The sequence below is a fragment of the Aliiroseovarius marinus genome (assembly GCF_050881025.1).
GTDB classification, from domain to species: domain Bacteria; phylum Pseudomonadota; class Alphaproteobacteria; order Rhodobacterales; family Rhodobacteraceae; genus Aliiroseovarius; species Aliiroseovarius marinus_A.
Window position 1 is genome coordinate 875784 of the sequence record NZ_JBNNXQ010000001.1, and the last position, 22233, is coordinate 898016.

Annotated in this window: 23 protein-coding genes; 11 read left to right on the plus strand and 12 right to left on the minus strand. The window is 56.8% G+C overall.

Annotation, left to right across the window (positions count from 1 at the left end; translation table 11 throughout):
- Positions 1 to 2: 2 nt before the first annotated feature.
- The 6 genes from lptC to ACRY08_RS04175 form a co-directional block, all read right to left on the minus strand.
- Entirely contained in the window at positions 3 to 626 is a 624-nt protein-coding gene (gene lptC, locus ACRY08_RS04150) for an LPS export ABC transporter periplasmic protein LptC (RefSeq protein ID WP_432448587.1), read from the minus strand.
- A gap of 63 nt (positions 627 to 689) precedes the next feature.
- On the minus strand, positions 690 to 1301 hold the full coding sequence (locus tag ACRY08_RS04155; protein WP_432448588.1) for a ribonuclease D: 612 nt from the start codon (positions 1299 to 1301) through the stop codon (positions 690 to 692).
- A gap of 173 nt (positions 1302 to 1474) precedes the next feature.
- A complete protein-coding gene (locus tag ACRY08_RS04160) occupies positions 1475 to 2344 on the minus strand; it encodes a dimethyl sulfoxide reductase anchor subunit family protein (protein WP_432448589.1) in 870 nt (289 codons plus the stop codon).
- 12 nt (positions 2345 to 2356) lie between these two features.
- Complete coding sequence (locus tag ACRY08_RS04165; protein WP_432448590.1) at positions 2357 to 3088, minus strand: 4Fe-4S dicluster domain-containing protein; 732 nt, start codon at positions 3086 to 3088, stop codon at positions 2357 to 2359.
- Positions 3088 to 5913: a molybdopterin-dependent oxidoreductase gene (locus ACRY08_RS04170; protein WP_432448591.1), complete on the minus strand. Its 2826-nt coding sequence runs from the start codon at positions 5911 to 5913 to the stop codon at positions 3088 to 3090. Before ACRY08_RS04170 ends, ACRY08_RS04165 begins: the two co-directional genes overlap by 1 nt.
- A 250-nt stretch (positions 5914 to 6163) precedes the next feature.
- On the minus strand, positions 6164 to 6427 hold the full coding sequence (locus ACRY08_RS04175; protein WP_432448862.1) for a hypothetical protein: 264 nt from the start codon (positions 6425 to 6427) through the stop codon (positions 6164 to 6166).
- On the opposite strand from ACRY08_RS04175, the gene ACRY08_RS04180 reads away from it, so the two are divergent.
- From ACRY08_RS04180 to lpxK, 6 genes are all read left to right on the plus strand, one after another.
- Positions 6308 to 7306, plus strand: a complete 999-nt coding sequence (locus tag ACRY08_RS04180; protein ID WP_432448847.1) for an NAD(P)-dependent oxidoreductase — start codon at positions 6308 to 6310, stop codon at positions 7304 to 7306. The genes ACRY08_RS04175 and ACRY08_RS04180 overlap by 120 nt on opposite strands.
- Before the next feature lie 81 nt (positions 7307 to 7387).
- Complete coding sequence (locus tag ACRY08_RS04185) at positions 7388 to 8392, plus strand: ArsJ-associated glyceraldehyde-3-phosphate dehydrogenase (RefSeq protein WP_432448592.1); 1005 nt, start codon at positions 7388 to 7390, stop codon at positions 8390 to 8392.
- A 65-nt stretch (positions 8393 to 8457) separates the two neighbouring features.
- Positions 8458 to 9645 (plus strand): organoarsenical effux MFS transporter ArsJ, encoded by a 1188-nt coding sequence (gene arsJ / locus ACRY08_RS04190; protein ID WP_432448848.1) that lies wholly within the window; start codon positions 8458 to 8460, stop codon positions 9643 to 9645.
- A gap of 9 nt (positions 9646 to 9654) precedes the next feature.
- The gene (locus tag ACRY08_RS04195) at positions 9655 to 10572 is read left to right on the plus strand and encodes an alpha/beta hydrolase (protein ID WP_432448593.1); all 918 of its coding nucleotides are present in this window, start codon (positions 9655 to 9657) and stop codon (positions 10570 to 10572) included.
- Between the two features lie 80 nt (positions 10573 to 10652).
- The gene (locus tag ACRY08_RS04200; RefSeq protein WP_432448594.1) at positions 10653 to 11933 is read left to right on the plus strand and encodes a 3-deoxy-D-manno-octulosonic acid transferase; all 1281 of its coding nucleotides are present in this window, start codon (positions 10653 to 10655) and stop codon (positions 11931 to 11933) included.
- On the plus strand, positions 11930 to 12928 hold the full coding sequence (lpxK, locus tag ACRY08_RS04205; protein ID WP_432448595.1) for a tetraacyldisaccharide 4'-kinase: 999 nt from the start codon (positions 11930 to 11932) through the stop codon (positions 12926 to 12928). The genes ACRY08_RS04200 and lpxK overlap by 4 nt, the downstream gene beginning before the upstream one ends.
- A 27-nt stretch (positions 12929 to 12955) precedes the next feature.
- Here the strand turns inward: lpxK and ACRY08_RS04210 are convergent, their stop codons facing one another.
- The gene (locus ACRY08_RS04210; RefSeq protein WP_432448596.1) at positions 12956 to 13612 is read right to left on the minus strand and encodes a DsbA family protein; all 657 of its coding nucleotides are present in this window, start codon (positions 13610 to 13612) and stop codon (positions 12956 to 12958) included.
- Positions 13613 to 13617: 5 nt separating this feature from the next.
- Positions 13618 to 14148, minus strand: a complete 531-nt coding sequence (locus ACRY08_RS04215) for a DUF721 domain-containing protein (RefSeq protein ID WP_432448597.1) — start codon at positions 14146 to 14148, stop codon at positions 13618 to 13620.
- Between the two features lie 78 nt (positions 14149 to 14226).
- Between ACRY08_RS04215 and mutY the strand changes: the two genes are divergently transcribed.
- Together mutY and ACRY08_RS04225 are read left to right on the plus strand one after the other, a co-directional pair.
- Entirely contained in the window at positions 14227 to 15267 is a 1041-nt protein-coding gene (gene mutY / locus ACRY08_RS04220) for an A/G-specific adenine glycosylase (RefSeq protein ID WP_432448598.1), read from the plus strand.
- Positions 15268 to 15322: 55 nt separating this feature from the next.
- Positions 15323 to 16462, plus strand: a complete 1140-nt coding sequence (locus ACRY08_RS04225; protein ID WP_432448599.1) for an alkane 1-monooxygenase — start codon at positions 15323 to 15325, stop codon at positions 16460 to 16462.
- Between the two features lie 110 nt (positions 16463 to 16572).
- Here ACRY08_RS04225 and ACRY08_RS04230 read toward each other — a convergent pair whose 3' ends face one another.
- From ACRY08_RS04230 to ACRY08_RS04245, 4 genes are all read right to left on the minus strand, one after another.
- Positions 16573 to 17196: a glutathione S-transferase gene (locus tag ACRY08_RS04230; protein WP_432448600.1), complete on the minus strand. Its 624-nt coding sequence runs from the start codon at positions 17194 to 17196 to the stop codon at positions 16573 to 16575.
- 159 nt (positions 17197 to 17355) lie between these two features.
- Positions 17356 to 18456 (minus strand): site-specific DNA-methyltransferase, encoded by a 1101-nt coding sequence (locus ACRY08_RS04235; protein ID WP_432448601.1) that lies wholly within the window; start codon positions 18454 to 18456, stop codon positions 17356 to 17358.
- A 112-nt stretch (positions 18457 to 18568) separates the two neighbouring features.
- A complete protein-coding gene (locus tag ACRY08_RS04240) occupies positions 18569 to 19207 on the minus strand; it encodes a ribonuclease HII (RefSeq protein WP_432448602.1) in 639 nt (212 codons plus the stop codon).
- Positions 19208 to 19326: 119 nt separating this feature from the next.
- Complete coding sequence (locus ACRY08_RS04245) at positions 19327 to 19821, minus strand: hypothetical protein (protein WP_432448603.1); 495 nt, start codon at positions 19819 to 19821, stop codon at positions 19327 to 19329.
- 167 nt (positions 19822 to 19988) lie between these two features.
- Between ACRY08_RS04245 and ACRY08_RS04250 the strand changes: the two genes are divergently transcribed.
- The 3 genes from ACRY08_RS04250 to ACRY08_RS04260 all read left to right on the plus strand — a co-directional run bounded on the left by ACRY08_RS04250 (position 19989) and on the right by ACRY08_RS04260 (position 22231).
- Entirely contained in the window at positions 19989 to 20285 is a 297-nt protein-coding gene (locus ACRY08_RS04250) for a hypothetical protein (protein ID WP_432448604.1), read from the plus strand.
- Positions 20257 to 20961 (plus strand): winged helix-turn-helix domain-containing protein, encoded by a 705-nt coding sequence (locus ACRY08_RS04255; RefSeq protein WP_432448605.1) that lies wholly within the window; start codon positions 20257 to 20259, stop codon positions 20959 to 20961. The genes ACRY08_RS04250 and ACRY08_RS04255 overlap by 29 nt, the downstream gene beginning before the upstream one ends.
- Before the next feature lie 511 nt (positions 20962 to 21472).
- Positions 21473 to 22231, plus strand: a complete 759-nt coding sequence (locus tag ACRY08_RS04260) for a hypothetical protein (RefSeq protein WP_432448606.1) — start codon at positions 21473 to 21475, stop codon at positions 22229 to 22231.
- The last annotated feature ends 2 nt before the right edge of the window (positions 22232 to 22233 follow it).

Genomic DNA, 22233 nt, shown 5'->3' on the forward strand with positions numbered 1-22233 from the left:
GATCACCGGGGTTCCCCCTTGTTCTGCGGATCGTATACCAGTTTTACCCTGTTTTTGAAAACAAGAAGATAGGGGGCAGCATCTCCCTCCTGACGTGTAATCTGGGCGTGACCCGCAGTCAGGGTCCCCATCGGTCCGTTCGCCTCAACCGGACCACGGCTTTCCACGCGTGTCGCATCCATTGCGGTCATCATCCCATCGGTGGTGATCCGGTAATTGGTCGAGGTCACCAAAGACACACCACCTGACAGGTCCACCAGATTGCGATCCCCGTCAATCTTCGCGCTGTCGGCTGTGATATCAACGAAAGCGCCGTCCGGCGTTTCGATGTGCGCGACCAATGCGCGCGCGGTGAAGCGGTTTGGCAGATCTGCGTCGGGCACCGCGCTTTCTGCAGAGAATTGGATCGAGGCGCCATCTGATGTCACGCTTGAAAATTGTGGGTTGGAGATCCTTTGCTCACCTGTCAGCTCCTCCAGATTGATCCGCGCATAGGTTAAAGAGCTGCCGGGATCGATGGAGTTCGAAATCAGGAACATGGTCGACAGCAACCCAAGCGCTGTCACTGGAAGAATGATCTTCAACCAGTTCACAAGGCGCGTATAGGTGAAGCCCGAACTGGACATGCGACGGTTCCCGTAACTACTACAGATTATCTAGCGCTATGCGCTCCATTTCCAAGGGGTGCGTTAGTGGGCAAATATGTCCTGCTCGGGCCAGCCAGCCAAATCCAGCTGGGCGCGCATGGGCAGGAAGTCGAAACAAGCCTGTGCCATTTCAGTCCGGCCTTCGCGCGCCAGACGCTGATCAAGCTCTTCACGCAGACGGTGCAGATACAGGACGTCCGACGCGGCATAATCCAGCTGTGCATTGGTCAGCTCTTCGGCTCCCCAATCGCTCATCTGCTGTTGCTTGGAAATGTCGACCTTCAAGAGTTGATCCAGCAGGTTTTTCAAACCGTGCCGATCCGTGTAGGTCCGCACCAGTTTTGACGCGATCTTGGTGCAATAGACCGGTGCTGTAACCACGCCGAAAGCGTTCAGCATTGCGGTGATGTCGAAGCGTCCAAAGTGGAATATCTTCAGAACATTGGGGTCGGTCAGCATCTTTTCCAGATTCGGCGCGCTGGTCTGCCCCTTCTCGACCTGCACCATATGTGCATTGCCGTCTCCGCCCGACATCTGCACCACACACAGGCGGTCGCGATGCGGGTTCAACCCCATGGTTTCGCAGTCAATGGCGACGACCGGACCAAGGTCCAGCCCGTCTGGAAGATCGCGCTTGTAAAGATGGTTGGCCATGTCGCCCTCATTAAAACCGTATCGGGTTCAGCCCGGATGGGATGAAGCCGATACGTGGCAAGAGTTATCAGTGTTACGGGCGTTTCGAAATAAACTTGGACCCAAGTTCATCTCGAAACGCTTTTATTCATCCCCGTGATAGGCCCACAGGGATGAAGGTTCAATGAAAAGGGTTACTTGCCGTAGTACAGCCCGACCACATGCTCGGCTTCGGCGAAAAATAGCCAACGGCCGATGATGGCGCCTGTGATGTGCAGCGCCAGGGCAATGAAAGCCGTGATATGACCTGCCGGGGTCAAAAGCAGGATGGCAGCCGGCAGCACTGTGCCAAGGCCCAGCGCGATCATGCGCAGCTTCTGGGCGTGCTTGCGACCCACGCGATAGACCATTTCGTCCAGCACATAGTTGCGTGCGGTATGGCCGCTTTCAAACATGCGGACTTCGCCCAGATGGCCAAGCCCGGTGGCGTCGCCCAAAGTGCCCCGGTTTGCCGCCCGTTTGTCACCCTGCTGCCAGTGCAGCCACATGACAACGGCAAGCGCGGCCAGCAACAGGCCCGCGATCTTTACTTCTCCGGCCAGAAGGGCGCCCCCTGCGATGGCGTGCAGCAGGAACAGCGCTGGGGTCAGCGGTTGGTTCCAGCGCGAAATGGTCTTGAGCTGGGTGTAGATCATGGATGTTGTGAATACTGTGATCAGCGCCAAAACAGAGCCTAATGCACCCAAAAACATCATGTCGGAGTCAAAGAAAATCCGCATCAGTCCGATCAATCCAAACAAGACAAGCGTCGCGACCGCAGCCACGCCCTCACGGCTCAGCCAGCTCGTGCGCCATTGGCTGAAGGCATATATGGCGTTTTTCTTGTTTCCGAGGTGGAAGGTCGAGGCCAATAACCCGCCCGCTGCCAGCACATAGGCAATCACGAAGAACGCAAAAAGCGTTGAACCACTAACGCGCGGAATACCAAGCCCCATCCAGGCCAGAAGCCCGAAGCCAAGCCCGGAAAAGGTGGTGAAGATAATAACACTGGGTGCGGGATGCATCCGTTTCCTCCGTCAGAGCTTTTCAAGCGCTTTATCAAGCCAGCCGAGGAAGCCTTTTGGCTCTTCGGCAAGGGCGTTCAGCGGGGCAGTATTCAGCTGATCTTTCGGGCGCGGTGGCAGATATTTGTTCACGGGTTTGGTGCCCAGATCGGGCATCAGGTCAAACCCGCCACGATCTGCCACTAGCTTGGACACGTCACTCTCTGGGTCACCCAGATCGCCGAAATGACGTGCCCCAGAGGGACAGGTGCGCACGCAGGCGGGCACACGGTCCTCTTCGGGCAAGTTTTCGTTGTAAATCCGATCAACGCAGAGCGTGCATTTCTTCATGATGCCTGCTTCGCGGTCCAACTCGCGCGCGCCATAGGGGCAGGACCATGCGCACAAGCCGCAGCCGATGCACCGGTCCTCGTCGACCAAAACGATCCCGTCTTCTTCGCGCTTATAGCTTGCGCCGGTCGGGCAGACCGTCACGCAGGGTGCGTCTTCGCAGTGCAGGCAGGACCGCGGCATGTGGACGGTTTGCGATGCGCAGCCCTCTTTCTGGGCTTCATAGCTGAACACGCGGTTCAGAAACGTGCCAGACGGGTCGGACCCGTAAGCGTCCTGATCCGACAACGGCGCGCCGTAGTTCTGGGTGTTCCACCCCTTGCAGGCGGTCACGCAACCATGGCAGCCTACACAGGTGTCCAGATCAATGACCAGACCCAGCTTCTTTTCGGTTTTCTCAGGCAAAGCAGTCATCAGATCTTCCTCGCCACGGTTTTGGGTGCCCTGCCGACCGGGGATTTGATCGGCGGGTGCGCAGGCTGGCTTTCAGCCGGTTTAGACACTGTTTTCTCAATCTTTACCCGCAGATCGAACCACGCAGCCTGCCCGGTGATCGGGTCGGAGTTCGCCCATCTGAGTCCGTCACTCTTGGGCGGTTGCAGCTCGTGGATCAGGTGGTTCAGAAGGAAGCCTTCGGTCGCTTCCGGCGCCTTTTCGTCCAGCGCCCAGGCCCCCTTGCGCTTACCGATCGCGTTCCACGTCCAGACGGTGTTTCCGTTCAGGCCCGCGTGATGCGCGACCGGCACGGTGATCGACCCGTGAACCGAGGACACGGTGGCATAGTCGCCTTCCTCGAAACCTTTCGCTTCCCAGATTTTGGTGGGCAGGTAGAGGTAGTTTTTGCCAGTGATCTGACGCAGCCAGGCATTTTGCGTGCCCCAGGAATGATACATATGCATCGGGCGCTGGGTCAGGGCGTGGATCTGGTATTCCTCGGTATCGACATTCCCATCCTCGAACGGTTCATACCAGATCGGCAGCGGGTCCATCGTGCGGGCAATCCGATCCCGCAGATTGTCAGGCGGTTGGATGTCGCCATGGCCCTCGGCGGCCAGTTGGAATTTCCGCATCGGTTCGACATAGAGGTTGAATACGTAGGGCGCTTCGGCATCGAAAATCCCGCGCTTCACCGCCCATTCCTGATAGTGCTTGTTCCACGGTTTGTAGAAGCTCGCATTCTCGGGGATGTGGTCAACCCAGAAGCCGCCGTTCTCGATATAACGGTCGAGTTGGGCTGGATTAGGCTCTCCTCTGCCCTTTCCATTGCCATCCGTGCCGCGCCAACCGGCCAGTGGCCCAACACCGGGGCGGCGTTCGTGGTTCACAAGGTAATCTGCGTAGTCCTCAAACTTTGCAGTACCGTCTTCGGTCACAAAGCCTGGTAGGCCAAGCTTCGCGCCCAGTTGGATCAGAACGGTCTGAAAGCCACGCACATCGCGATCCGGTTCGACCACCGGCCAGCGGATCGCATCCGCGGCCCCGTCCGCCTCGCATATCGGGCGGTCCAGCAGCGAGATACAATCATGCCGCTCCAGATAGGTGGTGTCCGGCAGGACCAGATCCGCATAGGCCACCATTTCCGAGCTATAGGCGTCTGAATAGATGATATTCGGGATCACGTAGTCGCCATTGTCGTCCTTGTCGGTGAGCATCCGCATCACCTTGGACGAGTTCATCGACGAATTCCACGCCATATTCGCCATATACATGAACAGCGTGTCGATCTTGTAGGGATCACCCGCATGCGCGTTCGAGATCACCATATGCATCAGCCCATGCGCCGACATGGGGTTTTCCCACGTAAACGCCTTGTCGATGCGTTTGGCGTTGCCCGCGTCGTCCAGCAGCAGATGCTCCGGACCCATCGGATAACCCAGATGGGGGCCGTCCAGCGGTTGCCCGGGGGTTACGCCAGCGTGCGGTTTTGGGTGCGCTTCGGGCGGTTTTGGATAGGGTGGTTTAAACCGGAACCCGCCCGGAACTTCGACCGAGCCCAGTAGAATTTGCAGCATGTGCAGCGCGCGGCAGGTCTGAAAGCCATTGGAATGCGCCGAAATACCGCGCATCGCGTGGAAGCTGACCGGCCGTCCGATCATCTTGTCATGCTTTTGGCCCTTCCAGTCCGTCCAGGGCTGGTCCAGAACGATCTCTTCCTCGAAGGCAACTCGCGCGAGTTCGGCTGCAATAGAGCGTGTTTTCTCCGCGGAAACACCTGTGCGCTCCGCGACGGCTTCGGGCGCATAGTCATCCGAGAGGTAGCGTTCGCAAAGCAGCTGAAACACAGGGCGGTGTGTGGCGCCAGCATGGCGATGGCTTGCTGCCAAGTCAGGCATCACGCCGGGTGTATCATAGTCAGTAAGCCTGCCGGTCTCACGGCAGATGATTTGGGGTTTCCCGGTCTCACCGCGCAGAAAAAGACCGTTTTCTGCCGAATTAGGCTCTTCATTTACTATGAAACCGGCATTTGTATAACGTGAAAGATAGCCAAGATCGATCTTGCCAGCGCCTATCAACTCGTGAACCAGCGCGAGTATGAACAACCCGTCAGTTCCGGGAGTTATCCCAACCCAATCATCGGCAATTGCATTGTAACCGGACCGTATCGGGTTCACGCCAATGATGCGCGCGCCGCGTTCCTTCAGTTTTCCCAATCCGATTTTGATGGGGTTTGAATCGTGGTCTTCTGCCACGCCAAACAGCATGAAAAGCTTGGTGCGATCCCAGTCGGGCTGACCAAACTCCCAAAACGCACCGCCCATAGTGTAGATGCCAGCGGCGGCCATGTTTACGGAACAAAACCCGCCATGCGCCGCGTAGTTCGGTGTGCCATAGGCTTGCGCAAACCAAGAGGTGAAGCTCTGGCTCTGGTCACGACCCGTGAAAAAAGCGAGCTTCGATGGGTCATCGTCGCGCAGGGGCGCCAGCAACCCGGCAGCCATCTCGAGCGCTTCATCCCATGAAATCTCTTCAAATTCACCGGACCCGCGTGGACCAACTCTTTTCAGCGGGGCCCGCAAGCGCGAGGGCGCATAGTGCTGCATGATCCCAGCCGATCCTTTGCCGCAAAGCACGCCTTTATTCACGGGATGATCTCGATTGCCCTCAATGTAAGCAACCTGGCCATCCTTCATATGGACGTTGATCCCACAACGGCATGCGCACATGTAGCAGGTGGTCTTGCGAATTTCGTCAGAGACCGGCGGAGATTTATCAACCATTGGGTCGTCTACTGTGCTCATTGTGTCTGGCTGTCCTGAATCAGGTGAATGCTGGTCGGTGAAAAAGGCGGCGCCCCTGTTCACGCATCTTATGACAAAAGAACCAGTCGACTGGGGTGCTCGGTAGGTCCAGTTGAGCAGGGGTCTAGAGCCAGATTTCAAGGCATAAACATCTTGAGATTCGTCTTCTGGGTGCGGTATGGCGTGCTGATAACTTTGCGAGTTTTGGATTGATATTCTGAATTTGTCGACGATTTCAACTATACTTTCCTTACCGTGCCGCCATATTCGCGAAATCTATGGAAATAATTCCCTTTGCGCCACACATAACCGAAAGCATCGGAGGCGCGATATGAATCATCTGCCAATTTTTCTGGATATAAACGGGGCAAAAGTGGTTGTTGACGGTGGTACGATAACCGCCGCTCGCCGGGTGGAGCGTGCGTTGAGTGCGGGCGCCGAGGTACATGTTTTTGATCCAGCGCCCTGTGAAGAGGTAAGGCGCCTGCTTGGCGCCCCCCGATTGACTCATCATGCGCGACTGCCAATTCCCGAGGACTACTCTGATTGCTTGATTGCCTATGGGGCATCGGATGACCCTAAGCGCGACAAAGCCCTTCACCGGGCGGCAAAGGCGGAGGGCGCGCTTGTGAATGTTGCCGATGTGAAACCACTTTGCGATTTCATAACGCCGTCGATCGTTGACCGCAGCCCGGTGGTCGTTGCGATCTCGACCAGCGGTGCTGCGCCAGTGATCGGCCGCATTTTGCGCGCCCGTATCGAGGCGTTGCTGCCCGCAGGATATGGTCGCCTTGCCTCCTTTTTAAGCGCATTTCGGGCAAGAATAGAGGCGAATTTTTCCTCGGGCCGCGTGCGCCGACGATTCTGGGAGCGAATGATCGATGGGCCCGTGGCGGATGCCTTCCTGTCGGGTGATACATCCGCATCCCATGCGCTGCTGAATTCAATGCTGGAAAATGGTGCCGATGAAGGTGGTGCTGTTTGGGTGGTGGGCACCGGAGATGATGTCGCCGACCTGATGACCTTTCGCAGCCTCTCTGTCATGCAGCGGGCCGATGTGGTGTTTCATGATGCCAGACTTTCCAATGATATTGTCGCGCTGTTGCGTCGCGATGCCGGGCGCGAAACCAACGAGCTGACAGCAGAGAGAGCGGCCCGCTACGCCCAAGAAGGTCAGCGGGTGGTTTGGTTGATGCCGGGCGATCCCGCGCAGGACCCGGAAGCAAAGGCAATCGCGGCAAGAATCGCGGGTTTTGGTGTCAGTATCCAGGTTCTTCCCGGTGTCTCGGATACCGGGCTTGATGCGCAGGTAGACGGCAAGGTGATCACGTTGCATTCGCGTGAAAAGGCGCAACCCCACGCGATGAGCCTTGTGCCGCGCGCCACGCTTTAGTGGGCCATGCGTCATAAATCTGTTACCCCATTGCCATATCCCGCGCAGGCGGACGAATGACAGGTCAAAGGGGGCACGGATATGGCACGAATTGCGATCAACGGTTTGGGGCGTATGGGGAAACTGGTCCTGAGGGATTTGGTGGACAACGGGTCCTCAGACCAGATTGTGTTGCTGAACGACCCAGTTGGAGACGCGGTTCAACACGCGCATCTTTTGGAATGGGATACCGTGCACGGTCGCTGGCCGGCTGAGATTTCACCCGGCGAGGATTGCATCATCATCAATGGGCGCAAGGTGAGTTTGAGCGCCTCTTGGACACTCGAAGACCTGCCGCTCGAGACGCTCGGTGTTGATTTGGTGATTGATTGCACCGGCGCTTTCAAAACGTATGAAAAGCTTGCGCCTTACTATGCGGCGGGGGTGAAAAAGGTCGTGGTTTCGGCGCCCGTGAAGGAAGAAAAGGCGCTGAATATTGTATATGGCGTGAATCATAACCTCTACGATGGGCATGATCTTGTGACCGCAGCATCCTGCACCACGAATTGCCTGGCCCCGGTGGTCAAAGTTCTTCTGGACGAGATTGGCATCAAACATGGTTCAATGACCACGATTCACGATGTGACCAATACGCAGACCATTGTGGATCGGCCAGCCAAGGATCTGCGGCGCGCTCGTTCGGCTCTGAACTCGCTCATTCCCACATCCACAGGTTCCGCAAAGGCAATTACACAGATTTTCCCTGAACTCGCGGGCCGCCTGAATGGTCATGCCGTACGTGTTCCGCTTCTGAATGCGTCGCTGACAGACTGCGTGTTCGAGGTGGAGCGGGCAACAACAGCTGAAGAGATCAACGGGTTCTTTAAAGCCGCTGCAGACGGACCTTTGAAGGGCATCTTGGGTTACGAAGAACGGCCGCTGGTCTCTGCGGATTATACCAATGACCCGCGCAGTGCGATTGTCGATGCATTATCGACCATGGTCATCAACGGCACGCAGGTCAAAATCTACGCGTGGTATGACAATGAATGGGGATATGCCTGCCGTTTGGCGGATGTGGTGCGTATGGTCGGAGCCTCGATGTGACAACGAGCGAACGCCCTCAGGGGTTGGCGGCCTATGTCACTGTCACGGTGGCATATTGGGCTTTCATGCTGACAGACGGCGCCTTGCGTATGTTGGTGCTTTTGCACTTTCATACACTTGGTTTCTCTCCTTTCACCCTTGCCTGGTTGTTTCTGCTCTATGAGTTCATGGGGATTGTGACCAATCTGTCCGCGGGTTGGATCGCTGCGCGGTTTGGTTTGAACTCTACCCTGTATTCGGGTCTAACACTGCAGGTTTTGGCGCTTCTGGCGCTGTCACAGCTGTCGGTAGATTGGGCGCTGGCCCTGTCGGTTGCCTATGTGATGGTCGTTCAGGGCATGTCGGGGGTCGCCAAAGATCTGGCCAAAATGTCCTCAAAAAGTGCGGTGAAGCTTTTGGCGCCAAACGCCAGCGAAGGGCTATTCAGTTGGGTGGCTCTTTTGACCGGTTCAAAAAACGCGGTGAAGGGTATTGGCTTTCTTTTGGGCGCAGCGCTGCTAGCGCTTATCGGGTTTAAGGCATCGGTTGTTGCGATGGCCATCGCGTTGGGGATGATCCTGATCAGCGTGGTCATTTTCATGCCATCCGGGCTGCCAAAAGGCTCTAAGTCAGCCAAGTTTTCACATGTTCTGTCGCGAGACGTTCGGATCAATCGGTTGTCTTTGGCGCGCATGTTCCTTTTTGGCGCGCGCGATGTTTGGTTTGTGGTTGGTATCCCGGTTTATTTTCACGCTGTGGTGTCCGATGGCTCCCACGCAGGCGACCGCATGGCATTTTTCATGATCGGCAGCTTCATGGCGCTATGGATTATCGGATACGGGGCGGTTCAGGCCTTGGCGCCTAAATTGCTGCGCGCAGCGACACGGGAACCCGAAGACTTTCCCCTGTTGGCGCAGCGTTGGTCTGGCATTCTGGCCATCTTGATTGCCTCTCTCGCATTCCTGACAGTATTCCCCGGCCCGTGGCTGACCCCCATATTGATTGCAGGGCTTTTGGTGTTCGGCTTCGTGTTCGCCGTGAACAGCTCGCTTCATTCCTATCTGATCCTGGCGTTTTCAAAGGCGGAAAGAGTGACGATGGATGTGGGTTTTTACTATATGTCCAACGCAACTGGCCGTCTGATCGGCACTTTGTTGTCCGGCTTGTCCTATCAACTTGGTGGATTGACGCTCTGTCTCAGCACAGCTGCCGCAATGGCTGCAGCAAGTTGGGCCGGTGCAGCTTGGCTTGCAAAGGCGAAAGTTGGAACATAGCTTCCGCTTATGGACTACAAGACACTGATTGATGAAGAGATCTGGGCCTTTATTCGAGAGACCGAGCGGTACTATCCGCCTGACGCGGTCAATCTATCGGTTCCCGAACAGCGCAAGGTCTATGACCGTATGTGCCGCGCCTTTTTTGCGGGCTATCCTAAGGGCGTGAACGTACGAGACGATCAAGCGCACACCGTACCACTTCGGATCTATGAAACGGGAAACTCACCCGGAACCATCATCTATTTTCATGGCGGTGGGTATGTTGTCGGCGGGCTTGATAGCCATGATGATATATGTGCCGAACTGTGTCTGCGCACCGGGCTGCGTGTGGTCAGCGTTGACTATCGGTTATGTCCTGAACACCGACACCCTGCGGCTTTCGAAGATGCGATCGAGGCGGTGCGATATGTGGCTCTAACATGGCAAGAACCGCTTGTTCTTGCCGGTGACAGTGCTGGCGGAAATCTGGCGGCATCAGCGGCGCATGCGCTGCGTGAAGAGCTTCGATTTGCTGGGCAAGTTTTGATTTATCCGGGTCTTGGAGGCGATATGTCAAAAGGGTCGTATCTGGAACATGCGCAAGCACCAATGCTGACGCGTGCGGATCTCGATTTCTATTCGGCCATGCGTTACGCAGCTGATGACCACACCCGCGACGCAACGTCGATGCCGCTGTTGGATAGCTCCTTCGCAAATCTGCCCGATACATTTGTGGTTACCGCAGCCTGCGATCCGCTTGCGGATGACGGCCGGGATTATCGCGATGCCATACAGGCCGCCGGAGGCCGTGCGGTATGGGTGAACGAGCCGGGTCTCGTGCATGGCTACCTTCGTGCGCGACAGGGATCGAGCCGCGTCAGGAAAAGCATAGAACGCATCGCGCAGGCCTGTGCCCAAATGGCAGAGGGAAGCTGGGAAGACTGAGCCTTTCCAGCCAGACCCACATATCGTATTCTGGCGCAAAATCAGGCGTGTTCTTTTTGCGCCAATAACGAGAGCAGCGCATGACACCACCGGCAGCATCCACGTTGTTTCGCAGCTTCCAAGGGCTGGTCGGACTAGAGAAAAGGCTGGATCAGGAGCTGGCAGACGGGCTGGTCGATCCTGATGGCGCGCGCCAACGCCTGGGAGAGGCGTCACGCCCGCGCCCCGAAGGTGATCTGATCTGGGCACATCTAGATACCGCAGGTGCCGTGCCTGAGCTTGTCGGGCTGTACAATGCGCTTCTTGACGAAAACCCCGACCTTCATCTTTTGATTACATCAGAAAAAACGCTGGATTCCAAAGAGCTCCCGCGGGGGTCTTTCTTCCAACATGCACCATATTTCGCTTCAGAGAGCATGGATGTGTTTCTGAACCACTGGACGCCACAGGCCGCTTTGTGGATGGCGGCGGAAATGACACCCACAGTGACGTCGGGGCTGTCTGCGCGCCGGATCGGCGTGGTTTGGATCAATGCAATTGCACCGCGCGAATCGCTCTGGCAACGGCATTTGATGATTGGGCAACTGAAGCAATCCCTTAGCAGATTTGTCTCTATCGTGCCCCGATCAGAAACAGATCTGGCGGCTTTCCTTCGTCTGGGTGTCGCGCAGGGCAAGCTGCTGGAGAGCGGTCCCTTGCAGCCGCAAATTGCACCTCCCGCGTGTGATATGGATGAACGAGATCGCCTGGCGCAAAAGCTTCAGGCACGTCCGGTCTGGCTTGCTTTGCGTGCAGATCCTGCGGAACTTCCATCCCTGCTTGCCGCGCATCGTCTAGTCAGCCGCAAATCACATCGCCTGCTTTTGATCTTGTCTTTGACCGACCCTTCCGAGGGGGCCAGAGTTGCAGCCGAGCTTGAGAATGAGCATTGGCAAGTGGCGTTGCGTTCACGTAGCGAGGATCCGGATCGGGATTGCCAGATTCTGATCGCAGATGGCGAAGAAGAATGCGCGCTTTGGATGCATATTGCACCGATCACGTTTGCCGGCGGCAGCTTGGCCTCTGGAAGCGATGTCCAACCGCTTGAACCTGCGGGGCTTGGGTCGGTCGTGCTCTATGGCAATGCCATGGGGCGCCACAAAGATGCCTTCCGGCGGTTGTCCGGCGCTGGCGCTGCGCGCCGCGTTCGGGATGTGAACACTTTGGCACGCGAGATCGAACACCTGTTGGCCCCCGACCGTGCGGCAAAGATGGCAATGGCGGCGTGGGAATTGACCACAAGCGGCGCTGAAACCTGTGATCGCCTGCGCGATACGGTCCTTCAAATCGTCGACGACGCTGTTGTAGAGGCGAACTCATGAAGACACCCGCTTTCTGGTTCGGCGATCCAAAGGCTCCGGGAATCAAGGCGCGCCTTCTTGCGCCTTTCGGCTGGCTGTATGGATATGGCACGGCACGTCGTCTGGCGCGCGGCAAGGGCGATGCTTATCAGGCCAAGATACCCGTAATTTGTATCGGTAACATCAATGCCGGGGGCACCGGAAAAACGCCGACAACCATCGCGCTTGCCCAGCATCTGATCGCGCGCGGGTTTTGCGTTCATATCGTTTCGCGAGGCCACGCCGGAAAGATCGAGAAACCCACGCGGGTGTCAGAGCGCGACCATAGCGCGGCGGATGTGGGGGATGAGCCGCTGTTGATGGCCGCATTTGCCGACACATGGGTTTCCCGTGATCGTGCTGCGGGCGTGCGGTCGGCAGAGCATGCGGGGGCTGAGGTTATCTTGATGGATGACGGATTCCAAAACCCCGCGGTGCACAAGTCACTTTCGATTGTTGTGGTGGATGCCGTGAAAGGGTTTGGCAACCGCCGGTGCATTCCGGCCGGGCCCCTGCGTGAACCCGTCACGCCCGGACTTCAGCGCGCGGACCTTATCTTGTCAATCGGTCCCGATGGTGCGCAGAAACGCTTTTCCAAGACCAATGCACCGCTGCCCTGCCCGCATGTGCAAGGTAAGTTGCAACCGCTTCCGACGGGTATGGACTGGAGCGGTATGAATGTACTGGCTTTTGCAGGTATCGGGCTGCCCGAGAAATTCTTCGCCACATTGCGTGAGCTGGGTGTGAATATCCTGCGCGCCGAGGCTTTGGCTGATCACCAACCGTTGACCGAAGCGTTGATGAAACGTCTGGAAATGGAGGCAGCAACGCTGGGCGCACAGCTTGTCACGACCGAAAAGGATGCCGTGCGCCTACCGGACGCGTTTCGCCGCAAAGTGCTGACTGTGCCGGTTCGGCTTGTGTTGAATGATTGGACTGCCCTGGACCAACAGCTGGATCGGATTGGGCTGGGTTAGAGCCAAAACTGACTCTGACCCGATCCCTTATTCAGCCAGTTTTTCGTCCAAAATCTCGGCGAAATCACCGTAGGACATGTTGGAGTATTTCTCGCCATTGATGATGAATGACGGCGTTCCCGTGATTTCATCCGCGCCTGCATTGGCTTGATACGCGGCGACCATGGACTGTGCCATTTCTTCATTTTGCAGGCAGGCATCCATCTCGTCATTGCTCATGCCAGTCGTGCGACCGATCTTCTTGAGGTTCTCAAGGATTGTCGCGGGTGTTCCATCGGCAATCCATTCTTCCTGACCCTGATAGATCAGATCAATCAAACCGAAATAGCGCGCATCACCGCCACATCGGGCGATCATGCCTGCCCACAGTCCGTAGCGGTCAAAGTAGACCTCGCGATGGATGAACTTGACCTTGCCAGAGTCCACATATTCGGACTTGAGTTTCTTGAAAACATCCTCGTGAAAATTTGCGCAATGGGGGCAGGTGAACGAGGCATATTCCACAACGGTTACCGGTGCCGCATCGTCGCCAAGCGCCATGTCCGGGGCAGGGTCGACCGATGCATCAGCCTCTTGCGCTTCTGCAATGGAAACACCCGGCAGGCTGCCGCTGTTCTGGGTCATGTAAATCGCACCACCAATGGCCAAAAGCGCGGCGGCGACGAGGGGAAGGTAACGGGTCATCTGATTCAACCTCTTTGGAGTTTTTGCTTTGTCAGCACATTGCGTGCCAGCATTTCAATGGCATTGCGCAGCCCATCATCCCCGATTTCTTCGGCGACCATGGCAGCCTTCGCGCAGGTTTCGGCATCTGGCTTCGCGTTTGACTTCGGAGCCGGCGTAAACTGCACTTGCCCTTCTGCAAAACCTGTGGCGGCAGTTTGCGTGATACGGACACGGGCAATTGCGTTATAGCCGTAAACGGCGTTCACCTTCTCGCGCAGTTGATCTTTCTGCATTTCCAGCATCGGTGCTTGCGCGCCAGTGGTCAGAACGGTCAGCGTCGCGCCCATACCGCCACGCGCGTATGAGATGTCAACTGGGCGGCTTATGGCAGCATTGGCCTCGCCAACGATTTCCGCCCAGTGGGTGAGCACGCGAGACACAGCAAACCCACGCGACTCGCCTGCCTCGCGGATGCGGGCGGATAAAAGGCTCGACGTGCGTTCGAAGCCTTTCTTGCGTCGTGCAGGGGATTTGATGTCTTTTGCGCTTGGCACTGGTCTCTTCCTGATCTGCGCCTATTTTAGGTTCTTCACGCTGCTATGCCAGCACAAACGTCTGATAGGGGATAACACTTGTGTGACGCATCAAAACCCGTCGAGCTTTTAGCTTGGTATGATCGCAATGCGCGTGATTTACCATGGCGTGTCAGCCCCGCAGATCGCGCATCTGGTGTAGTGCCCGATCCATATGCCGTGTGGCTTTCTGAGATTATGTTGCAGCAGACAACTGTGGCTGCAGTCAGAGACTATTTCACCCGATTTCTATCCTTGTGGCCTACAGTGGCGGCCTTGGCTGCGGCCGAAGATGACCGTGTCATGGGGGAATGGGCCGGGCTTGGTTACTATGCGCGCGCACGAAATCTGCTGAAATGCGCGCGGGTTGTTGCGAATGATGGTGCCTTTCCAGAAACACGCGAAGGATTGCAGGCGCTGCCGGGAATCGGTCCCTATACGTCAGCTGCGATTGCTGCGATTGCATATGATCTGCCCGAAACAGTGGTGGATGGGAACGTAGAACGGGTCATGGCGCGGCTCTTTCATGTGACGACCCCTTTGCCAGATGCGAAACCCGAACTGAAACGTTTGGCGGCGACGCTCACACCAGAGAACCGGCCAGGAGATTATGCACAAGCCGTGATGGATCTGGGAGCAACAATTTGCACGCCCAGATCGCCTTCCTGTGGTATTTGCCCGTGGAATAGACACTGTTTGGCCCGCCGTGAGGGCGATCAGGCAGACCTGCCAGCCCGAAAACCGAAAACCAAAAAACCAACGCGCTACGGTATCGTATATTTGGCGCGCAACCCGTCAGGAGAATGGTTGGCAGAGCGGCGGCCCGACACGGGGCTGTTGGGTGGCATGCTCGGTTGGCCGGGCGCTCCATGGGATGATGTAGCTGTTGCAGCTCCACCATTTGAGGCGGACTGGATCGATCCTGGGATCGAGGTGCGCCATACCTTCACGCATTTCCACCTGCGCTTGTCTTTGCGTGTCGTCGATGTCGGTCACAAGGTTGAACCGAAGGTGGGTCAGTTTCAGGACATTCGAGCCTCGGACCTACCCACGGTCATGCGCAAGGCATTTCATGCGGCAAGAAGTATTGTGTCGCATTGAGGCAAAGATGAATTGGGGGTAACGTCCGCGTGAGGGAACCAAAAGGACAAGACCAATGCTTCCTGCGTCAACCGTATCCCAATTCAGCCGCGCGGCCCCATTTGGCATCTCTATCATATTGCCGTTCCTTGTTCTGGCTGCAGCCACACAAGGGGGATGGTGGCTGTTGTTGCCCCCGCTTGGCACATGGTGGCTCTACACCATTCTTGACGCCATCATGGGCCGTTATACGGAAAATGCTGACCCGGATATCGAGGACCACGACCTTCTCTGGTATCGCCTGATCACGATGATCTGGTTCCCGATTCAGTTCGTGATGATCTATGGGATGCTGTGGTATGTGACGGGGGCGGATCACCTCTCCACAGCCGAGAAATTCGGTGCCTTCTTTGGTGTCGGTGTGCTGTCGGGAACGGTGGGCATTGTCTATAGCCACGAGCTGATGCATCAATCCAATCGGTTGGAACGTTGGTTGGCGGATCTGCTATTGGCAACCGTTCTCTACAGTCATTTCCGTACAGAGCATTTGTTGGTGCATCATCCCCATGTGGGCACCACCCGCGACGCGGTAACCGCGCGCTACAACGAAGGGTTCCATCGCTTTTTCTTCCGGGTGCTTCATGAGGCACCCCGTTCGGCATGGCAGGCAGAAAAGGCTATGCTGGCACGGCGCGGCTATTCGGTGTTTGACGGATCGAACCCGTTCTGGCGCTATGGAGTGTTACAGCTGATGGCGCTGATCCTGGCTGTCTTCGTCGGCGGCTGGCTGGGGCTGGCGCTGTTCCTGTTTCAGGCAATCGTGGCGATTTGGCAGTTGGAGCTGACCAACTATGTCGAACACTACGGTTTGACCCGCAAACATCTGGGCGACGGCAAATACGAACGCGTCATGCCGCATCACAGCTGGAATGCAGATCACAAGGCGTCAAACTGGCTTCTGATCAACCTACAGCGCCATTCGGATCACCACTACAAACCGGCGCGCCGTTTTCCGCTGCTGCAGACGTACCCAGCCAGCGAGGCACCGCAACTGCCGCGGGGCTATCCGGTTATGACCGTGGCGGCGATGATCCCACCTGTCTGGCGGCGCCTGATGAACCCGCGCGTGCGGGCATGGCGGCGGCAGTATTACCCCGAGATCGAAGATTGGACGCCCTACAAGGTCGGCAGCCTGCCGCCCCCGGTGATCCGCTAAAGCGTTTCGACTTATTGTTGAGGTACGACAATCAGTCGAAACGCGCGGAACCCATCAATGTCGTGGGCGTTTCGGAATCAAGTTGTGACCCAACTTAATCACGAAACGTTTTAGGGGAAGAAAACTGGCGCGTCGCCCTCGACCCAGGGCGCGCGCTTTTGCATGACTGATGCGAGCCTGTCACTGGCCAAAAACGTCTCTAACCAAGCGGAAACGCGGGGTGTGGCTTCGGCATCAAAACGCGGTTTTTTGATCATGGCGAACTGCCGGACAAAGGGCAGGATTGCCAGGTCGGCAAGGGATGGGCGGGAGCCAAAAAGCCAGCCGCTGGACAGTTGACCTTCAAGCTCTGCAAGGATTGCCATGGCCTCGGCGCGGGTCTGTTCAGGGTCGCTACCGGGATGACGTACCGCGTATTTCGTCAGGTCGAGCGCGGATTTGAACGGGCCGTCAAAGCGTTCGATCAGGTCAAACCCGGCTTCAGCCATGTCCAAAAGCCCCTCGGGATCAGATTGCTCCAGCGCCCAGCGCATAATGTCAAAGCTTTCATCCACCACGCCATCGTCAGTGACCAGACAGGGGACCGTCGCGCTGGGCGAGGCGTCCAGAAAGGCCGGTGCCTTGTCGCGCAACAGGATTTCGCGCAGCTCAACCGTGACGCCCGCGCTGGCAATCGCCAGACGTGCACGGATCGCATAGGGGCAGCGGCGGAAGGAATAAAGGATCGGGGTCATGGTCATCCTGTTCGCAAAGCCCGTCCAGCAAAGCAAAAAAAACCCTGCCCAACAAGTGGGCAGGGTCAGTTGAGACGTGCCGTGGCGGCGGGCCACAGGCACAGGCGGTACCTCGTGTGGCGGGCGCGTTGGGCGCGCCTCGCCGAATTCAATTTGGGATCAGTTCATTTCTGCGCGGATTTGCTGGCGCAACAGGTCGATCGGAACTTTCTTGCCGTCCTGCTTGAAGTGCCAGTAGGTCCAGCCATTGCAGCTGGGCGCGCTTTCCAGCGCCGCACCAACCTGATGGATTGACCCACGGGCCTCGCCGGAAATCAGCGTACCATCGGCGCGCACCTTCGCGGTTTTGCCACGCGGGCTGGACAGGATTTCGCCTGGACGCAACATGCCGCGTTCGACCAATTGGCCGAAGGGCACACGCGGTTCAGCACGTTTCGAGGGCGTTGTGGTCAGCGCCTCTTTGTCGAACTTTCGCACCTTCTCGATGCGCTTGGCGGCGACCTTACGGTAAGCCTCTTCGCGTTCGATGCCGATGAAGTCGCGACCCAGCATCTTGGCGACAGCGCCGGTGGTGCCAGTGCCAAAGAACGGGTCAAGGATCACGTCGCCCGGATTGGTCGAGCCGACCAGAACGCGGTGCAGCAGGCTTTCAGGCTTTTGCGTCGGGTGCGCTTTGTCGCCGTTCTCATCTTTCAGGCGTTCGTGTCCGGTACAAATCGGCAGAACCCAGTCGGAGCGCATCTGAACGCCCTCGTTCAGCGCTTTCAGGGCTTCGTAATTGAAGGTGTATTTCGCACCCTCGGCTTTTGAAGCCCAGATCATTGTTTCATGCGCGTTGGTAAAGCGTTTGCCGCGGAAGTTCGGCATCGGGTTGGACTTGCGCCAAACCACGTCATTCAGAATCCAATAGCCTTGGTTCTGCAGCTCGGCGCCCATACGGAAGACGTTGTGATACGATCCGATCACCCAGATCGCGCCATTGGGTTTCAGAATGCGGCGCGCGGCCTTCAGCCAGGCACGAGTGAACTGGTCATAAGCTTTGAAGCTGTCGAACTGGTCCCATTCATCGTCAACGGCATCGACCTTGGAGTTGTCGGGGCGATGAAGCTCGCCTTTCAGCTGCAGATTATACGGGGGGTCGGCAAAAATCAGGTCGACCGAGTTTTCCGGCAGACTGTTCATCACCTCGATGCAGTCACCGTCAAGAATCTGGTTCAGTGGCAGCTCGAGAGCCGCCTTCGTTTTGGTTTTCGTCTTCATTTCTGCCTCTTGTACCCGTCGCCTTCAGCGATCTGCGGTGGCGTGTTTTCACGCTCGTTTTGATGAGGTCAGCATGAGTCAAAGCTGATTCGCGGTCAAATTCTTTTTTGAATCAGTCACTTACATTTTTCTGTTGATACAAGATATTGTGCACTGGTTTGAACGAACGTCTATGGTGTGGGGTCACACCAAGATTTTGAAGCGCCAACCTGTGGCTTTTTGACGGGTATCCCGCGTTCGTCTCCCAGCCATAGCCGGGGTAGTGTTGCGCCAAATCCACCATGATCCGATCACGACATATTTTCGCCACAATTGAGGCCGCCGAAATCGACAAAGATCGTGCGTCGCCTTTGACAATGGTCTCGGATGACAGGGTCAGGCCGCGTGGGGTTTGGTTTCCATCAATCAGCAGATGATCCGGCTGGACAGACAAACCGGCCACAGCGCGCTCCATGGCAATGTGACTGGCGCGCAGAATATTGTGTTCGTCGATCTCTTCCACGGTTGCATGGGCAATCGAAACTGTGGCCGCGTCATGGATCGCGTCCCACAAGGCTTCTCGTTTTCTTGCAGATAGCGCCTTTGAATCATTCAGGCCTTCGGGAATATTGTCCGGGTCCAGGATCACTGCGGCGGCAGTCACGGGACCAGCCAACGGACCGCGCCCCACTTCATCCACACCGGCGACAAGAGACTGGCCGCGTGCGATAGCGGCGGTTTCAAAACTGAAATCTGGAACGGGTTTTGTCATAGAAATGGGGTGGCCCATCCTGCGTCCCACCGCAAGTAAAAAGGGCAGAGGCCGGAGCCTCTGCCAGTTAAGCGGCGCGACAGGTGAAGGGGATAGGCGCACCGCTGCTCGATGTTGGGTTAGCGGGTTTTGCGGTATCCGTTGGCGCGCATGCAGCTGGGTTCATAGACCTTGCGGGCGACGTATTTACCCTTTTGATTTCGGACGACGGCGGAGTTTGCGCACTGCCGGGGCAGGTTGGCCACACGCACGCCGTTTTGGCTCAAGCAGTATTCACCCCAGTAGCGAACCTTACCGAATTGGGTGTTGTGCCGACGCAAACACTGGGAAGGCAGACGTTTGAACTTTGGTCTCTTAGGTTTCTGCACCTTCGGTTTGTGGACGCGTTTGGGGCGGTGCGTATACTTTTTCTCGTCGTCATCATCCGAGAGGATTGCACCAAGAGCCGCCAAGCCAAAGAGAGCAGCGATGAAGGTCGCCACATCCTGATTGGTTTCCGATTGGCGATAGTGGTGCGGGTTTGAATTCGCGGCGGCGGGTGTCAGGGCAAGGGCCAATGACAAGGTGACGACTGATGTGATCTTGATCATACGTGTCAGGGGAAGGCTGCGCATCATATGTTCCTTTCTTTGGGCAGGTGTCGCAAGGCGCGACGGAAGATGCCTCAACCATGGGGTCAGGTCAGAAAGTCAGGCAATATCGGCGGGCTGATAGGTGATAACCGCTGGGCCCATGTGCAATTGATATTGAATAACGGCCCGCCCACGCGCATGGTTTCGGCATGATGAAACTTCGCACATATCTCCTGACCTCGGTGGCTGGCCTGATGCTGGCGCTACCCGCTCAGGCATCCTGCTTTGCTGATTATAAGGCCAAGCAAGATGACCCGCTGAAACTGCACTATGGTGTGATTGAGCTGCCGGATACGGCCTGCGCCAACAAGAAAGCCGCCGCGCGCCAAATTCGCACGCGGCTGGAGGCCGAAGGCTGGCACTTGTTGAAAGTACAATCCTTGTTTGACGAGAACGGGCTTGAGGAAAGGAAAGAGAGTGCCGGAAAATTCTTCCTTCGCTTCTGATACACGCCGCCTGTCGAACCGAGTGATCGTGATCGGCGTTGCTGCCATCGTCGCGATCCTTCTGGTTGCCGCGGTCTTCTTGTTCATGACCTTGCCGGATGCCAATGCATTCAACACGCGGGTCGAGCAGATTTTTGTCGAAAACGACAACCTGACGTCTGGCGCCGAGATCAAACTGTTGGAGATCCTTGCGCAAAGCGGCACCGCCTTTGCCGACACGTTGACCAGCTATCGTATGGTGATCTTCGTGCTTTTGGTGTTTGCCACGGCGCTTCTGGTGGCCTCTTTGGTGTTCCTTGTCGTCATCATCGGCCTAAACCGCCGCATGGGCGAGATCGAGCGCGCTGGCATCCAGGTCAACTCGTTGATCATCAGCCGCGAGGAACGGACCGTTTACCTGAACAACATGGAGTTTTCGCTGACCGAAGCCGCGATCGAGACGCTTTCCGCCCTTGCCGAGGCGCGCATGGACGAAGAGGTGCTTTCCGGGTCTGAGCTTGAGGGGCTGATTTCGGGTCGCAACGCCGCTGATTGTGACGAGGCCGCCGGCGCCACACGCATCAAACGTTTGCGGGACGCGCTGGGCAACCAGATGATGAGCGAACTTCTTGTCAAAACCATCGCGCGACGTGGGTATATGCTGTCTATCGACAAAGACGTAATTCGCATGGTTTGATGAAAAGGTGCCGATGCACTGCGTGACGGCCCATTGGAGCAGGCGGTTTTCGACCCCGGGCCATTGTTTGGCCATGTCACCGATGAGATCATACTTCGGTATCTGGAATTTCACTCCACGCTTGAGTTTGCCGGAGTAACTGGCGGTGGTTCACTCTGTCGAGAATGGCAATCTGTCTAGTGGTTATTGACCAGTACGAAACTATATCGATCTGGACCAGAACCCAAAAATACGCTATCGGAAATCAAGATCGCCAAGGGCGAATTGCTGTTGTTTTTCAAAAAGGAATTAGAGCGCTTTTGGAACCACCGAGAAGAAAATTTGGCTGGTGGATGCCCATCTTTTTTGTTTCAAGCTAGGATATTTTTTGAACCGCCGCAGTCTACACATCCCCTGCCATAACCCCGACCAACTCAAGAATGGACTGCAACTACGGTTCGTTGGGTTGTTGAGAATATTGATTCTCGTGACCTTGCCGCTTGGTTCACAGTTGATCGCAGGACCGCTGCGGATGTTAGACGGTACGCGCGCAGACTGTGCGTTCATGGATGAGTTCTCGACCGATTATGACCTGCGTGTCGCTTGGACCGGGGCTTGTGAAAACGGGTTTGCGCAGGGGTCGGGTACGGCGGTTGTGGTCGATGCCACCAGAATGCGCTGGTATTTCCGTTTTGAAGGCACTGTGGTGGATGGCGTCATGCAGGAGAGGGGCTATGTGGCCTGGCCGTCGGGGTTGTTCGCGCTTGTATCGTTCGAAAACGGCAAGATGAACGGGCCAGGGCAGGTGGCGCTGAAAGGGTCCTGGGGCATTCGTCTGATGACCGAGGGCATTTTTGTGGACAACAAATTTCCCGATGTCGATGAAGAAAACGGTGCCGAGATGGGCAGCCCGGCTTACGATAAATGGCTGGCTACAGATGTTGCGCGAATGCGTCGCGATGGCGACAGCATCGAGGCGCGTGAGGCTGGCGATGACAGCTGTCGGGGCCATCTGGAAGAGATGGCGCTTCTCGCGCAGCTTGACTGGCTGCACAAAGGCTGGAAGGCGGATGCCTTCGACGGGAAGATCTGGGATTTGGAAGGTTGCCGATATTCCCTGGAGAAACTGGCGGCTGGCCCAAAGCAAAGCGCCTCTCAGCGTGAGCAACGCAAACAGTTGAGGGCGCGTGCTTATCAGCAGGTCGCGCGCGAGGCCAAGCAGTTTGAAGTGACTTGGGCGGAGTATCTGACCCCCGAAGTTACCGACGCTCTGCGGTCGGCTGGCAAGTAAGG